Genomic DNA, 16166 nt, shown 5'->3' on the forward strand with positions numbered 1-16166 from the left:
GAATATCCTGGTAGCTTCTCTTGCATATTTTCGTATCCAAAAAGCCGGTCCGAATCCTAAAATTCGCACCGACTCTGGTCTCTTTCATTAATTCTGATTAGATATCTAAAAGATCACTGTATACTTTCAGTGCTCCGTCTGTCTCATGGGCAAGTACACGTTTGGCAAGTACTTTCCCAAGCTGAACACCTTCCTGGTCGAAGCTGTTCACATTCCATACAAATCCCTGGAACATAACCTTATTCTCAAAATGTGCAAGAAGTGCACCGAGTGTCTCTGGTGTCAGTTCTTTACCGATGATAATACTTGACGGACGTCCACCTTCAAAATTCTTGTTGCGGTTCTCGTCTGATTTACCGCATGCAAATGCTACGATCTGTGCAGCTACGTTTGCGCAGAGCTTCTGCTGGCTTGTGCTGTCCTGGATCACAACATCGGTTCCGATCTGGCTGTTCTTGAAGCCGATGAACTGGAGCGGTATGATGTTGGTTCCCTGGTGGAGAAGCTGATAGAAGGAATGCTGTCCGTTTGTTCCTGGTTCTCCGAAGATCACCGGACCTGTCGGGTAATCTACCGGCTCGCCAAAGCGGTTAACTGATTTACCATTGGATTCCATATCCAGCTGCTGCAGATGTGCCGGGAAACGGCTCAGTGCCTGTGAATATGGGAGAACGGCTGTTGCCGGATATCCAAGTACATTACGCTCGTATACACCGATCATCGCATCCAGCATTGCCGGGTTCTTCAATAAATCTTCATTCTTGGAAACTTCATCTACCTTTGCTGCTCCTGCAAGGAACTGTGCAAATACTTCCGGTCCGAATGCCAACGAAAGTACGGCACCGCCGACTGCTGAAGTAGATGAGTAACGTCCTCCGATATAATCATCCATGAAGAATGCTGCAAGATAATCATCGCTCTTTGCAAGTGGTGATGTCTCGCTTGTAACAGCGATCATATGCTTGGAAGCATCCAGACCTGCATTTTTCAGGGCATCTTTTACAAATGACTCATTGGTAAGAGTCTCAAGAGTTGTTCCTGACTTTGATACCAGAACAAAAATAGAATGTGCTACATCAATTGAATTCAGTACTGCTGCTGCATCATCCGGGTCAACATTGCTGATGAATTTGGCTTCCATCTTGAATGTGCCGTTCTTCTTAGCCCAGTTTTCAAGTGCAAGATACATTGCGCGAGGACCAAGGTCACTTCCACCGATACCGATCTGTACGACTGTTGTGAATTTCTCACCTGCTGCATTTGTGATCTCGCCGGCATGTACTTTATTGGCAAAATCTGCGATCCTCTGCTGCTGCTTAACATAGAATTCTCGCTTGTCTACTCCGTCAGCTTCTACTTTATCTCCAAGCTGTCCACGGGTGAGCTGATGAAGAACCAGTCTCTTTTCTCCTGTGTTGATCACTTCTCCATTGTAGAGTGCTGCGTACTTTTCTGTCAGCTGCGCTTCTTTTGCAAGCTTTGCAAGTGCTGCAAGTACTTTATCATCTACTGCTTTTGCAGCGTAATTGTAAGTAAGATCCTCTGTCATCGGAACGCTGTAATCCTTAACACGTTCTGCTCCGTTCTCACCGGACATCACTTCTGCAAGATTGACACGTTCTACTTCCGAAAGTTCTTTAAATGATGTAAGTGTATCCAAATTGTTCCAATTAATCATAGTGGATTCCTCCTTATTCCTTTTATGATAGCAGGATTGTATCAGCCCTTTTGATACGCACGAATCTTTTTCTCCGTTCCTTGTATCATATAATAATCCAAGGAAATTATACTATGATGTGGTTATGATTTCAAGCCTGTAGGTCGGAAACCTTTGCTCGTCTTTACAATAATCTTGTCAAATACCATGAATAAGGACGGAAGGATCAGCACAACAACCACCATACTGATCAGTGCACCTCTCGCCATCAGGATACACAGTGAACTGATCATATCGATATTGGAATAAAGTCCGACACCGATCGTTGCAGCAAAGAAGCTGAGTGCACTGACGATGATCGACTGCGCAGAAAACTTATGCGCTGTTGTGATCGCGTCAAATTTGCCTGCGCCGCGGCTTCTCTCTCTCTGATATCTGGTGGTCATCAGAATCGCATAATCCACAGTCGCGCCAAGCTGGATCGTACCGATTACGATTGATGCCACAAACGGCAGCTTTGTTCCAGTGTAAAACGGAATACCCATATTCACAAAGATCGCAAATTCGATCACACCGACCAGGATCACCGGAATAGTAACTGATTTGAACAGAAGCAGAATAATCACAAATACAATTCCAATAGACACTGCGCTTACGCGTTTAAAGTCTGTATCTGTAATGTTGATCAAATCTTTTGTCAATGGTCCTTCTCCTACCAGCATTGCACCCTTATCATATTTATCCATGATCTTATCAATCTGCTCAATCTGTTTGTTTACTTTATCCGTTGCTACTTTGTAAGTAGAATTTACCATCAGCAGCTGGTACTTGTCATTTTTCAGCATACCGGTGACAGATTCCGGGAGCATATCTGCCGGAACACCTGAGCCGACCAGGTTATCCAGTCCAAGTACCCATTTAACACCATCTACTTTTTCAATCTCCTGTGACATCTTCTTGACATCAGAACCTGCAACCGAGCTGTCCACCAGGATCATATGTGTGGTGTTCATATTGTAATCTTCTTTTAATTTCGTGTTCGCAATGACACTCGGAAGATCCTTTGGCAGCGATTCGTCCAGATTGTAGTAAACACCTGTGTGATTGTTTCCGTAAATCGCCGGAAACAGAAGGATCACAAATGCTACTACATAAATCACGTAACGCTTTGTCACCTTATCTGAAATCCTTCTAATATCCGGAAGCAGCGGTTTGTGTTTCGTCTTCTCGATCAGCTTGTCACAGCACAGAATCATGGACGGAAGAACGGTTACACAGACCAGAACTCCGAAGATAACTCCTTTTGCCATAACGATACCGATATCTTTTCCAAGCGTAAAGCTCATAAAGCAGAGTGCGATAAATCCGGCAACCGTCGTAACTGAACTTCCGATTACGGATGAAAAGGTCTGGGAAATCGCGTGTGCCATCGCCCGCTCTTTATCTCCGTTATAGCGCACCTGCTGCTCCTGATAACTGTGCATCAGGAAAATAGAATAGTCCATAGTGACACCGAGCTGAAGTACCGCTGCCAGTGCCTTCGTGATATAAGAAATCTCTCCAAAAAATACATTCGTTCCAAGATTATATACGATTGCGATTCCGATACTCAAAAGGAACAATACCGGAACAAAAATTGATTCCATCGTAATTGCCAGAACCAGTGCAGAAAGTGCGACTGCGATCAGTACATAAAGTGGTGTCTCCTTTTCGGCAAGCTCTTTGGTGTCCTCTACAATCGCAGACATTCCACTTAAGAAGCACTGCTCTCCGGTGATCTTACGGATCTCGGTAATTGCCTTCATGGTTTCATCGGATGAAGTTCCATCTTTGAAAAATACCGCCATCATTGTTCCGTCTTCTGTGTTGTACTCATCATACAGCTTTGACGGAAGCACACTCTGTGGAACCGAAATATCAGCCAGTGAATCATACCAGAGTACATTCTCTACTCCGTCTACCTTCTCTACCTTTTCTTTCAGCTTCACAATCTCTTTATCTTCCATGCCGTCTACCATCAGCATCGAAAATGCCCCAATCCCAAAATCATTCGTCATGATCTCTTGTCCCTGCATTGTCTCAATGTCTTCCGGAAGATAAGTCAGTACATCATAGTTGATCCTGGTGTTCACATACCCCCACACAGCCGGAATCAAAAGGATAATACTGAGTATCAGTATCGGTACTCTGAATTTAACAATCTTTTTGCCAACCTTTACCATACTTTATTCCTCTTTTCTTTTTATTCTTTCTCTCTTAATGACTGCCGGTCATTTATTTTACAAAACCAATATACAACAAAACTGACCATAAGTCAATTTGTTTATTGACTTATGGTCAGTTTTTTTAATAATATTGTTTAGACTGATAACCTTATGCGTAATCCTGCTCCATAATATAACAACGGGCAGACTCTGTTCCCCGAATCTGCCCGTTCATTTACGCTATTCATTTATGCATTTTCTGCCGCTTCTTCACGATTTTTGCAAACCACCTGTCCAGCCACATAGCAGACCGCTGCAACTGCCATACCATTGATCGAAGCAATTCCCCATGACACAAGATTTGCTACCACTGCACCTGCAATCACACCGATCACGGCAAACCAGTTCACAGTTTTGATTTCTACTTTATCACTGTCGTACTCCTTCTTATTTATAAAGTACGAGAGCACCAGGATAATCCCTACCGGCGGAAGGGTACAGTTCAGTACGTTCAGCCAGTTACAGAAATTGTAATACAGCCATACAGAAAGAAGTGTTCCGATAATACCTGAAATCAGAACCATCGGTTTCTTCTTCTGCCGGAAAATATTTGCCAGTCCAAGACCTGCTGAATACAGCGCATTGTCGTTGGTGGTCCAGATATTGAGTCCCAGAACCAGAATCGCCATATAGAACAGATTCAGACGGATCATAACCTCAAAGATATCATTTCCGCCAACGAAAATATAGGCAATCGCCCCAAAAAAGAACATCAGCGAATTCCCGATAAAGAATGCTACAACCGTTGCAATTGTACCTGATTTGGCATCCTTTGCAAATCTTGCAAAGTTCGGAGTTGCCGTTCCGCCTGATACAAAGGAACCGACTACCATACCCGCTCCACCGATCACGGTCACAGATCCACTGGATACTGCAAACTGGTCAACGATCGTTCCATTTCCCTGACGAACTGCCATCACCATTGCTACCGTTCCAAGAATCGCAACGAGCGGAACTGCAATATAGCTTACCACCGTAAGGGAATCAATTCCGAAATATGCAGAAGCGGTCATACAGCCTCCTGCAACCAATACCAGAGCCCACATCGCAGCCTTACTTCCACCGAGAAGTTCTCCTGATACCGGGATTGCAAACATCGCAACACCCACACCGAACCATCCGATCTGAGTGAAGCTGATCATTGCAGAAGAAAGATAAGATCCTTTTTCTCCAAACGCTCTTTTTGCCAGAAGATCCATGCTAAGTCCGGTCTTTGCACCTACATATCCCAGAAGTCCTGTATACACACCAAGGATCGCTCCTCCAAGGAGAAGGGACTTGATAAATCCCCAGAAATCAAGTCCTGCTGCCATCTGCTGCCCAACCCACATACTTGCCGAGAAAAATGTAAATCCCAGCATGATCATAAACATGGTCAGGAAACCTTTTCTGCCCTCTTTCGGAACTGCCTGGTCCGCATAGTCAATATCAACAGTTGTATCTTTCGTTTTTTTGCTCATTTTTTACCTCATTCCATTCTCTGTGATCAACAAGTTCATTCTTTTTATAGCATATATTTCTTCAAAGAATCGGTAAATTCGGTAATTCTCTGATCTGCCAGTTCTTTTAATGTAATATTTTTCATACTCTCGATATATCCCTGTTCCTGACGGTACAGCCACTTGGTGTCTGCCGGACGGATCTTCTCATAGTGGTTCTTCTCGATCCAGTCCTCATAACTGATCGGTGTCGGGTATCCAATCTTTTCATCAAGCAGTTCTTTAAAATCGATCTTATCTGCTCTCTCTTTGATTCCTTCCCAGAATTCCAGAACTTCCTCTACATGCTCATGAATCTCATAGCGTCTTGCCCCGCCATCGTAGATGATACATTTTTCAAAAAGCGGACTGCACATGGAAAGTGTCTCTCTTCTGAACTCCGGCGCGATGATTCCGTCCTTCCAGTAGAAGTCCACATCCGGAAGGTTGATTCCTGACACACCTTTATCCTGATAAGTACTGAAAATTCCTTCATAATACACGGTAATGAACCCTTCAAATTCCGGCCAGAACTCACGGATCTCTCTGGTAAGATTCTCAAGAATCTCAATTCCCTTTGTCCCACCAATTGTGAAAATGATAATATTACGAAGCTTTGCTCCGTTCTTCCTGTAAAAATCTGTCACATAGCGCAGGCAGTGAATCAGAGTCTCCCCACTTGCAATGATATCTCCGATCATCAGTGTGCTGTCCGGAACCATGGTAAGCTTACTATATTTGATTTCAAGCCCTGCAATCTCTTCATCCGCAAATACACGTTCACTGGATAAGAAACTGATATCGTGTACACGGATGTGCTCTCTGTAGCAGCTTTCCTCCAACGGATAGTTCAACGCTCCTCTCAAGATAGAAAGAATATTTGCAGTTGTCACTTTCTTTTGTTCTTTAAAATAATAGAGCATCTGAGATGTAGAAGGAATCAAGCAGTCATATACCTCATATCCGACGATCTCCGGTGTATTCAGAAGCTTTCTTGTCTCTGCTTCCGATACAACATAATATTCATTTACATAGTTCCCGCCGGCCAGTTTATAACAGGCTACACCCTGTTCATTAAATTCCGGCACCAGCTTAACCTGATTCCAATTTTTCATCTGTGATTTTCCCCTTTTCTGTAAGTCCACTTTTCATAACAATAAACATTCTACAAAATGTTATGCTGAAAGTGGGGGAATGTCAAGTGGAAATTTGAAAAGTCGCCAACATTTTCATTTCATATAGAAATCTCCGCGATTTTATATGCTTTCCATATATTTGTAACATTTTTCCACCTTTATCTATACCTGTTTGCCACATTTTTCTTTGTTTTTCAAATAGTATTTGTAACATTTTTCTTATAAATATAAAATTTCAAACCAGACTACATATTTACAACGACGTATAAATCTTCTCTTTTGCATAAAAGGAGAACGATATCTCATAAAAAATACCGTTCCCCTTTGCTTTTCTTATCTCACCTGATCAATATAGAATTTAAATTTATCTGTTCGATAATAGCATTTGAAATTCTCGATCGGAATTTCTCTTCCATTCACAATGCCATATGTAATACAACGAAACAGAATAATCGGTGTTCCTTCCTCGATGTCCAAATACTCGGCAATTTCATCCTGTGCCCCGATCGCCTCAATCGTTCTTCTTGCCTTTGTTATCTTAACACCATAAACTTCTGTTATGATCTGATAAAGGGATTCCTTTTTCAAATCATACTTTGATAAACCCGGAAAAATCTTTTCCGGCAGAAAAGTCAGCGTATAGTTTAGCGGCTCTTTATCTGCATATAAGATTCTTCCTATCATATAAACATTATCACTGGTTGTAATCTCAAGTGCTTTTGCTCTCTTTACATTCGCATCAACCAGCTCTGAAACAACAACTTTTTTACTTGGTGTCAGTCCCAGCTTTAATACATCTTCCGTACAACTCGTAATTGAAAAAAGATTGTTACTTCCTTCATCCGTCTTTACATAGGTTCCTTTTCCCTGGACTTTGTACAAATATCCTTCTGTGACCAATTCATCAATCGCTTTCCGGATCGTAATTCTGCTGACCTGATAAGTCTCCATCAATTCTCTTTCGCTCGGAATCGGCTCCTTTGAATCGTAAACTTCATTATCAATATTCTCTACGATTGCCTTCTTCACAAGATAATATTTAGGTAACTTTTCGTCGAACATCTCCTTCACCCCATCTCACCTTTTTTGATCACAGAATATTCCAAGTGTTAACACATAGCTTTAAATTCCCTGATCTTTTCTTTCATTGCAGGAATATTTTCATGAAGTTTTAGAATTGTACTGCCAACGAACGCTGCATCCCCGCCTGCCTCTCTTACTAGTCTTACATCTTCTGGTGCATGAACGCCTACCCCACAATAAATAGGTCTTTCAATTCCACAGCTTCTTAAATACTCTACACAATCTTTTAATGTAGGATATTCCTCATTTTTTTGCTGTGTATCATACGGCTTCGCCTGTAAATATACAAATCCATTTGATTGTTTTGCCATTTCCACTTCTTCTTTCGGTAAATGGAACTGTACATAACAAGATACCTGAAGCCCCGCTGCAATTATCTTATTTTTAATAATATCATCTTTTAAGCCAACAAGCAAAATATCTTTTAAATTATTTGTCAGGCAGAACTCAATAAATCTGTCTACACCAATCTCTTCAACTGTATTTTCATATGCCAGAACCAGAATCTTCACATCTGGAAGTCTCTTCTGAATGGCAACAATTGAATCCATATATTTTTCATAATCATCGCAAGCCTCCAGTGCTTTTTTCATTCTTCCTGCAATATAATCACTCTCCAGGTATGGATTTCTGGATGGAAAATCCACTTCCATCATTCTGCATCCTGCATCTGCATATTCTACTGCCATATTATAACTTGCTTCAATTGTAGGATATCCATTTGATAAATAACAAATAATCTCCATTTTTATTCTCCTCTGTACACCTTGATAAATAATTCTTTAAATTCGTCAATTTCCGGAATAACCGGATTTGTTTTTGTGCATCCATCAGCTTTTGCAAGCGGAGCCATCTCATCCAGTTTTTCCATATATTTTTCTTCATCCGGAATGATCTCTTTAAAGCATTTTGGAATATTTAACTTTTCATTTAACGCTTCTACTGCTTCATGAAGATTTTCTGCTCCGATTCTCTTTGCAAATTTTGCATAAACTTCTTTCGCAGTTTCATTCTGCTCATTATATCTGATGATGTACGGCAAAATAATGGCGTCTGCCAGACCATGTGATACATGGAAAATACCACCGATTGTATGCGCCATAGAATGTACAATTCCAAGCGATACATTGGTAAATGCAATTCCAGCTACCATAGATGCCTGTACCATAGTCTCTCTTGCTTTTATATCATTGCCATTCTCATATGCAGTCGGTAAAGTTTCCATAATATCCTGGGCTGCCTGGCTTGCAAGAATATCTGACAGATAATTTGCACGGTTTGAAGCAAGTGCTTCCAGTGCATGGGTAAGCGCATCCATTCCTGTCTCTGCGGTAATCTTAGCCGGCATAGACATTGTTACTTCCGGATCACAGATTGCGATATCCGGCATCATTTCCATATTTCCAACACCATGCTTTAATCCTTTTTCATTATCTGAAATTACGATAGAACGTGAAACTTCACTCGCTGTTCCACTTGTTGAAGGAATACAACACATTCTTGCTTTACCTCGTAATTTCGGAAATTCATTCGGTGGAAGAATATCTTCCATCTGAGTCAGTTCCGGATGTTCATAAAAGATCCACATTGCTTTTGCAGCATCCATTGCTGATCCACCGCCAAGTCCGACAATCAGATCTGGTTCAAATTCCAGCATTTCATTTCTTCCTCTGAGTACAGTTTCAAAAGACGGATCTGGTTCTACGCCTCTGATAACCATTGTTTCAGCACCGGTTTCTTTAAAATATCCTTCTACCTTTGCCAGCATTCCACTCTTTTCCATGCTATGTCCGCCAATAACAATACTGACTTTTTTTGCTTTAATTGTCTTAATATATGCAAGACTTCCTTCTCCAAACATCAATTCTGATCCTGCAAGTTTCATTGGTCGCATCATTTTTATCTTCCTGCCTTTCTCTATTTCAATCCATCTAATACTTTCTTAACCAGTTCATAAGAGATTGGATTTGTTAAAATTCCTCCCTCTTTCAAGCTGGAACCGATAATCGCACCATCTGCTGTCTGAAGCTGATCATGAATATTTTCTGCATTTACACCACTTCCTGCAAACACCGGAAGATTTACAACATTTTTCACTCTCTTAATCAGATCCAGTGGTGTCTCTTCTCCAACCTGTGTACCTGTAACAATAATTCCGTCTGCTCCGTTTGATGCAGCATCTTTTGCTGACTGCTCAATCGTAATATGTTCTCTTAACATATGCGCATGTTTTACCTGCACATCGGCAAGAATTTTAACATTTTCCTGTCCCATCATCTTGCGATATTCCATACATTTCTTTGCACATGGCTGAATAATTCCATCTGTAAACAATACTGTATCCACAAATACTGGAACTCTGATAAAGGATGCTCCTACCATTGCAGCAATCGCAATATCTGCTTCACAGTCATTAAACGCTGCGTCAAGTCCTACTGGAATCTGAACTGCCTGTTTCACAGCATATGCTGCAGCTGTAAGTGCCGCTACCTGTGCTTTATTTAAAAAAGCGGAAAAAGGTGTATCCCCCATATTTTCTACAATAACAGCATCTACCCCTGCTTTTTCAAGCGTAACTGCATCCTGAACTGCACGATCAATAATTCGCTGATAATCTCCATCAAATCCTGCTGTCGTCGGAAGAGGAAGACAATGCACCATTCCGATTACTGTCTGTGAATTTAAGGTAAGTATTTCTTTACTCATTTTTACCATCCTCTCTTTTTATATGATAATTATAAATTCCTTCCAATGCTGTTCTGCAAAGCAGATCCTCTGCATCCACCCGATCCTGTCCTTTTAAAGTTTCCTTCAAATTTTCAAGCACTGTAACAACTGTTAAAATACAGGTCTTAACTCCCATCAAACGTCCCAGCGTCAAAATACAGGAGGATTCCATGTCAATTCCTGTTACTCCAAGTTTCTTAACCTCTTCAAATGTCTTTGACATATCCCGTCCACATTCCAGAGAAAACTTGGAATCATGCATGCAACTGTAGAAACCATCCATCGTACAGTTCAATCCATTCAGATAACGTTTTCCCATCTGCTGAACTGTTTCATTCATCACATTAACAAGCTCAACATCTGCGACTGCAGGATAACTCAAATCTACATAACTCTGACTGGTTCCTTCTCGCCTCATTGCGGCAATCGGAATCATAAAATGTCCCAGCATATCATCCTGCATAGACATTACTGTCCCCATTCTTACAGCGACCTGCATTCCAGACTCATACATCTCTTCCATCGCAATCGCTGCGGACGGTGCCCCGATTCCCGTCGACGTTACTGTAATCTCTACTCCTTTATAGGTTCCTGTATATGTATTGAACTCTCTCATGAATGCAACTTTTTTGGGGTTATCCAAATACTTTTTTACAACTTCTACTCTCCATGGATCTCCCGAAAAAAGTACATATTTCGCAACCGTTTCTTCGCTTGCTCCCATATATAATGTACTCATCTGCATTTCCCCTTTCAGCGTAATGTTTCAAATTTCTGTAATAATTCCTGTTCTGTTGGCGCATTTGTACAGCACCCTTCTGCCTGTAAAACAAAGTAAGATAATACACTTCCAAGCCTACAGCAGTCTGCCGGAGAATATCCATGTAAATATCCATAAACAAATCCTGCCATGTAAGCATCTCCCGATCCAGTTGCATCTACTACCTGTTCCACTTGACAAATTCCAATCTCTTCTTTCCGTATTTTTCCGTCTTCCCGCACATAACAAATGCTTCCGTCTTTTCCCAGAGTTGTCACAATAATATCTGCTTTTCCAATTTTAAACAGCTCTGTAATCGTATTTAGTCCGAAAAGCTTTTCAATAATTTCACATTCTACTTCATTTGTGAAAATGATTTTGCTTTCTGTTAACAACTGTTTCAAAAATGGTTCTGGAAATGCATCAAAATCATCTTTCATTCCAAAAACTACCGGTACATGATGCTTTTTACATTTTGCAAAAAACTCTTCATTGTCTGGTCTTGATGCAACGGTTATCACTCCCAGCTTTGCCGTTTCAAACAAGCTGTCTTTCATTTTCTGTGCATATCTTCCATCCATTGCTCCAGGATAAAATATGGTAATATGATCGTTATTATTATCCTGTAACAAATAACATACACTGGTTGCTTCCTCTGCTATTTGTGTAATCCCATCCTGTGGTACATTTCCTTCTTCCAGAAACTTTTTAAAACCATTACTTTCATAATCTCCGCCTACTCTTAAAACTGGCATTGCCTTCATTCCAAGCCGGCAAAGTGCATAGGCAATATTTACAGAACAGCCTCCGTAAAAAATTTTTGAATTGGATTTATTTGTAACCAGTGATGTAAATCCCACTTTGGCAGGTGTTGCTATTTTTATAATGTGATCCATACTTACATAGCCGCTTGTCAGAACATCTACTTTCATTATCCGTGCCTCCTACAACTGTCCCTCTTCCAGCATCTTGCTGAATGTATTCATATCGATGACTTTTCCCAGATACTTATCAATATCTGTCAGATGAACTTCATTAACTGTTTCTGAATTCGTTGCCACACATTCCCGGATAACATATGGGTTGTAATTCAGATAAAATGCATCTGTCACCGTTGCCCGAATGCAGCAGTTTGTTTTCGTTCCAACAACGACTACATTTTCCACTTCATTTTCCCGCAATACCAGATCCAGGTCTGTGCCGAAGAATCCACTGTACCTTCTCTTTCGGATGACATAATCTTTCTTTTCATCAACTTCCAACATTGGATCAATTTCAATTCCAAAAGTCCCTTCTATACAATTTGGTCTCATGGACTGTGCTTTTTTATCTACTTTATCTTTTCTGTTACAGTGCTGTAAAAAAACAATCAGCAGTTCATGTTTCCGGCTTTCATCCAGAACCTTTTTAATCCGTGGAAGAATCTTTTGATTCTCAGGATAAAATACCAGACCTTCCGGATCCGTAAAATCGCGAACCATGTCCACAATAATCAATGCTGTCTTTGCCATTTTCCTCCCCCTTAGTCGAACTTGTATCCTCTTACCTTAACATCCTTAAATTTCATAAATGAAACAACTGCAAGCACCGCTACCATAATGATATATGGAATTGTATCGAACATTCCTGCTGCCGGTCCTGCATATACACTTAAATTGACTGCAAGTGATCTTGCAACACCGAATAAGATTGCATAGAGTGAAGACTGTACCGGTTTCCCCTGTCCACAATAAATTGCTGCAATTGCAATAAAGCCTCGTCCTGCTGTCATATCACTTGTAAACATTGCCATTCTCTCCATTGATAAATTGATTCCGGCTAATGCACAGCAAAATGCTCCAATCAGAACAGCAATATATTTGTATTTCTGTGTTTTCAGTCCAAGACTGATCGCTGAATCTTCATTTTCACCAACAACTCTGACATAGATTCCAAATTTTGTTTTGTACATCAGAATAGCTGCTGCCGCAATTCCAATAAATGCCAGATATGTAATAACCGGATGACCACTTACGATTCCACCAATCAGCGGAATACTCTTGATGCCCGGTATATTGATCTTAAAATCTGCAACTCCTACATCTTGAAGACTGATATTAGCAAGCTCCATAACTTTCAGTACAAATTTTGCAATCGCTGGAACAATCAAGTTAATTCCAAGACCGATAACAATAACATTACCATTACAAGTAATTCCTAAAAATGAAAATACAAGTCCCCACAATAAAGTCGTTACGATTGCGGCAATCACTGCCAGAGCCACACTTCCTGTCAGATACTCGACTAACACTGAAATAAATGCTCCATTCAGCATCATTCCTTCCAGTGCGATATTCAATACATTTGCTTTATATGCAAATATTCCACCGATCACGCATAGAATAATAGGAGCACTATGGTATACTGTGTCATACAAAATACTATTTAATAATTCCATTATGCATCCTCCTTTTTCGCCTTTTTAAAACGACTAAATACGCTTGTTTTATCACCAATAAACTTAACTGCCAGGAACAGAATGATCATTCCCTGAATAATTGCAACGATTTCTTTCGGAACTGCAGTATACATATTGATGCTGTCACTACCGGTTTTTAATGCAGCATAAAAGATTGCCGCGATCAAAATTCCAATTGGCGAATGTCCACCGAGCAGAGCAATCAGCATACCATCCCATCCAAGACCAGGGTTTGCAGAAAATGTCAGTGTATATTTAAACTGATCACTTAACATCCATCCTGCTCCAGCCACACCGGAAAGTGCACCACTTATCAACATCATAATAATGATTTTCTTTCCGACATTCATACCTGTTGCTTCTGCAAATTCCGGATTTTTTCCAATAGCTGTAATTTCATATCCCAGTTTTGATTTCTTCATAACAAAATACATAATTACCAGAATAATCATTGCAATCACAAAAAACATGGTCATTCTTGATGCTCCAAATCTTTTGAACATCACATTCTCTTTAATCGTAGGTGTAGCCACATAACCTGCACTCTTATCTTTGAATACACCAGTTGTTAAAAATTCCAGAGTCTTTGAAACTGCATAGTTTAACATCAAAGTCACAACCATCTCATTTACATTACATTTCGCTTTTAAAATTGCCGGAATCAGCGCAAATAACATTCCACAGACAATTGCAACTAAAAAGCAGATCAGTTTGCTTATAAATGGATTGGAAATATTAAGATATGCTCCAGTGATTCCTGCAAAGAATCCTCCTAAAAGCATCTGGCCTTCCACACCCATGTTATACAGATTTGCTTTGAATGTAATTGCAATTGCAAGCCCTGTCAGAATGAGAGGTGATGCATAATGCAATGTATTCATAAATCCTTTCTCTGTTAAAAGTGATTTTCTGATCAGTACCCCGTATGTTTCCAGCGGACTTTCCCCGATCGCCGCAATAATAATTGCTCCAAATGCAAATGCAAGAATTACCGGAAGTACAGAATTGACGATTCCTTTTATAATACTATCTTTCTTTTTCATGATCCTGTTCCTCCTTTCCAATTCCAGCCATCAAAAGTCCCATGGCAGCCATAGACACTTCTTTCGGTGATACTTCACCTGAAATCTTACCTTTATACATAACAATTACCCGATCAGATAAACTCATAATTTCTGAAAGCTCACTTGAAATCAGGATAACAGTATTTCCTGCATCCCTGAATTTCAGAATCTGTTTATGTATGAATTCAATAGATCCGATATCAACGCCTCGCGTTGGCTGGCAGGCAATCAGAAGTTTGGGATTTGCAGAAAGCTCTCTTGCAATGATAACTTTCTGTGCATTTCCTCCTGACAAATTGCCTATATTGCCATTCACATCACCAAGACGGATATCAAATTCTTTAATATATTTATCTCTTTTGGCATTGATTATTTTCTTATTAAAAAGTCCGCGTTTACAAACATCTTTTTCTCCGTGATATCCTGCTATACAGTTATCGGAAACCGTCATTTCCCGACACAATCCCTGTGCATATCTGTCCTCAGGAATAATTCCAATTCCTGCTTTTCTTAATTTTTCCGGCCACCAGTTTGTAATATCTTTACCGTCAAAAAATACTGTTCCTCTCGTCGATTCCATCAAACCAGTCATAAGCTTTACAAGCTCTGACTGTCCGTTTCCTTCAACACCGGCTATTCCAAGGATCTCACCTTTATGCACTTCAAATGACATATCTGATACAACTTCTTTTCCATAGTCATTCACCGTCGTAAGATTTTCTGCTTTGTACATAATCTCTGATTCAACTTGTTGTTTTCGTGCATTATTTACAGTAAGAACAACATCTCTTCCGACCATCATCTGTGCCAGTTCTCGTTCACTTGTGTCCTTCTTTAATACATTTCCAACAACTTTTCCCTGTTTTATTACAGTAATACTGTCTGCCAGTTCCATTACTTCCCTTAATTTGTGTGTAATAACAATGATTGTTTTTCCTTGCTCTTTTAGATTTTTGAGCGTTGCAATCAATTCATCAACTTCCTGTGGTGTAAGTACGGCTGTCGGCTCATCCAGAATCAATATGTCTACATTTCTGTATAACATCTTCAGAATTTCTACTCTCTGACGTCCACCGACAGATATATCTTCAATCTTATCTGTTGCATTTAATTCCAGATGATTTTCCTGAATCAGTTTCTCAACTCTTTTAATTTCCTCTTTCTGATCGATAAACGGAGTTTTCATTCCGCCTTTTTTCTGTGTAATTTCCGCACCCAACAGTATATTTTCATATACGGTAAGAGACGGCACCAGCTTAAAATGCTGGTGCACCATCCCTATCCCGTTTGCAATCGCATCAACCGGGCTGTTCAGTGTAACTTCTTTCCCCCGGATCAGGATTTTTCCGCTTGTTGGCTGCAGCAATCCGTAGAGCATATTCATCATTGTAGATTTTCCTGCACCGTTTTCACCTACAATACATTTAATCTCCTGTTCTTTTACATCCAGATTAATATGATCATTTGCGACAAAATCGTTAAACTTTTTGGTCAGATCAACCGTCTGTATCATGCTGTTCATATTGCTGCTTCCTTTCT

At 40.3% G+C, this 16166-nt stretch carries 14 protein-coding genes; all 14 read right to left on the bottom strand.

Annotated features, from left to right (window positions below; translation table 11 throughout):
- Window positions 1-97 precede the first annotated feature (97 nt).
- Window positions 98-1678 (bottom strand): glucose-6-phosphate isomerase, encoded by a 1581-nt coding sequence (locus NQ556_RS14140; protein WP_008373449.1) that lies wholly within the window; start codon window positions 1676-1678, stop codon window positions 98-100.
- A 122-nt stretch (window positions 1679-1800) separates the two neighbouring features.
- On the bottom strand, window positions 1801-3879 hold the full coding sequence (locus tag NQ556_RS14145) for an efflux RND transporter permease subunit (RefSeq protein ID WP_022220347.1): 2079 nt from the start codon (window positions 3877-3879) through the stop codon (window positions 1801-1803).
- A 230-nt stretch (window positions 3880-4109) separates the two neighbouring features.
- Entirely contained in the window at window positions 4110-5381 is a 1272-nt protein-coding gene (gene codB / locus NQ556_RS14150; protein ID WP_008373445.1) for a cytosine permease, read from the bottom strand.
- 44 nt (window positions 5382-5425) lie between these two features.
- A complete protein-coding gene (locus tag NQ556_RS14155) occupies window positions 5426-6514 on the bottom strand; it encodes a hypothetical protein (RefSeq protein ID WP_044999117.1) in 1089 nt (362 codons plus the stop codon).
- Between the two features lie 354 nt (window positions 6515-6868).
- Entirely contained in the window at window positions 6869-7597 is a 729-nt protein-coding gene (locus NQ556_RS14160) for a GntR family transcriptional regulator (RefSeq protein ID WP_055155437.1), read from the bottom strand.
- Between the two features lie 47 nt (window positions 7598-7644).
- Window positions 7645-8364, bottom strand: a complete 720-nt coding sequence (locus NQ556_RS14165) for a tryptophan synthase subunit alpha (protein ID WP_022219924.1) — start codon at window positions 8362-8364, stop codon at window positions 7645-7647.
- A 2-nt stretch (window positions 8365-8366) separates the two neighbouring features.
- Window positions 8367-9515 (bottom strand): iron-containing alcohol dehydrogenase, encoded by a 1149-nt coding sequence (locus NQ556_RS14170; protein ID WP_008373436.1) that lies wholly within the window; start codon window positions 9513-9515, stop codon window positions 8367-8369.
- A 20-nt stretch (window positions 9516-9535) separates the two neighbouring features.
- Window positions 9536-10324, bottom strand: a complete 789-nt coding sequence (locus NQ556_RS14175) for a BtpA/SgcQ family protein (RefSeq protein WP_022219925.1) — start codon at window positions 10322-10324, stop codon at window positions 9536-9538.
- Window positions 10317-11084: a nucleoside phosphorylase gene (locus NQ556_RS14180; protein WP_022219926.1), complete on the bottom strand. Its 768-nt coding sequence runs from the start codon at window positions 11082-11084 to the stop codon at window positions 10317-10319. The genes NQ556_RS14175 and NQ556_RS14180 overlap by 8 nt, the downstream gene beginning before the upstream one ends.
- Before the next feature lie 14 nt (window positions 11085-11098).
- The gene (locus NQ556_RS14185) at window positions 11099-12037 is read right to left on the bottom strand and encodes a carbohydrate kinase family protein (protein WP_008373430.1); all 939 of its coding nucleotides are present in this window, start codon (window positions 12035-12037) and stop codon (window positions 11099-11101) included.
- 12 nt (window positions 12038-12049) lie between these two features.
- Entirely contained in the window at window positions 12050-12616 is a 567-nt protein-coding gene (locus NQ556_RS14190; RefSeq protein WP_022219927.1) for a cysteine hydrolase family protein, read from the bottom strand.
- Window positions 12617-12627: 11 nt separating this feature from the next.
- Window positions 12628-13542 carry an ABC transporter permease gene (locus tag NQ556_RS14195; RefSeq protein WP_008373427.1) on the bottom strand — a complete coding sequence of 305 codons (915 nt, stop codon included), beginning with the start codon at window positions 13540-13542 and terminating at the stop codon, window positions 12628-12630.
- On the bottom strand, window positions 13542-14606 hold the full coding sequence (locus NQ556_RS14200; protein ID WP_022219928.1) for an ABC transporter permease: 1065 nt from the start codon (window positions 14604-14606) through the stop codon (window positions 13542-13544). The genes NQ556_RS14195 and NQ556_RS14200 overlap by 1 nt, the downstream gene beginning before the upstream one ends.
- Window positions 14590-16149 (bottom strand): ABC transporter ATP-binding protein, encoded by a 1560-nt coding sequence (locus NQ556_RS14205; protein ID WP_008373424.1) that lies wholly within the window; start codon window positions 16147-16149, stop codon window positions 14590-14592. The genes NQ556_RS14200 and NQ556_RS14205 overlap by 17 nt, the downstream gene beginning before the upstream one ends.
- Window positions 16150-16166: the final 17 nt, after the last annotated feature.

The organism is Coprococcus comes ATCC 27758, from assembly GCF_025149785.1.
Classification (GTDB): Bacteria; Bacillota; Clostridia; order Lachnospirales; family Lachnospiraceae; genus Allocoprococcus; species Allocoprococcus comes.

Coding starts and splice junctions, on each gene's coding strand:
- NQ556_RS14140 (WP_008373449.1), bottom strand. CDS start 1,678: ATGATTAATTGGAACAATTTGGATACACTTACATCATTTAAAGAACTT.
- NQ556_RS14145 (WP_022220347.1), bottom strand. CDS start 3,879: ATGGTAAAGGTTGGCAAAAAGATTGTTAAATTCAGAGTACCGATACTG.
- codB (WP_008373445.1), bottom strand. CDS start 5,381: ATGAGCAAAAAAACGAAAGATACAACTGTTGATATTGACTATGCGGAC.
- NQ556_RS14155 (WP_044999117.1), bottom strand. CDS start 6,514: ATGAAAAATTGGAATCAGGTTAAGCTGGTGCCGGAATTTAATGAACAG.
- NQ556_RS14160 (WP_055155437.1), bottom strand. CDS start 7,597: ATGTTCGACGAAAAGTTACCTAAATATTATCTTGTGAAGAAGGCAATC.
- NQ556_RS14165 (WP_022219924.1), bottom strand. CDS start 8,364: ATGGAGATTATTTGTTATTTATCAAATGGATATCCTACAATTGAAGCA.
- NQ556_RS14170 (WP_008373436.1), bottom strand. CDS start 9,515: ATGATGCGACCAATGAAACTTGCAGGATCAGAATTGATGTTTGGAGAA.
- NQ556_RS14175 (WP_022219925.1), bottom strand. CDS start 10,324: ATGAGTAAAGAAATACTTACCTTAAATTCACAGACAGTAATCGGAATG.
- NQ556_RS14180 (WP_022219926.1), bottom strand. CDS start 11,084: ATGAGTACATTATATATGGGAGCAAGCGAAGAAACGGTTGCGAAATAT.
- NQ556_RS14185 (WP_008373430.1), bottom strand. CDS start 12,037: ATGAAAGTAGATGTTCTGACAAGCGGCTATGTAAGTATGGATCACATT.
- NQ556_RS14190 (WP_022219927.1), bottom strand. CDS start 12,616: ATGGCAAAGACAGCATTGATTATTGTGGACATGGTTCGCGATTTTACG.
- NQ556_RS14195 (WP_008373427.1), bottom strand. CDS start 13,542: ATGGAATTATTAAATAGTATTTTGTATGACACAGTATACCATAGTGCT.
- NQ556_RS14200 (WP_022219928.1), bottom strand. CDS start 14,606: ATGAAAAAGAAAGATAGTATTATAAAAGGAATCGTCAATTCTGTACTT.
- NQ556_RS14205 (WP_008373424.1), bottom strand. CDS start 16,149: ATGAACAGCATGATACAGACGGTTGATCTGACCAAAAAGTTTAACGAT.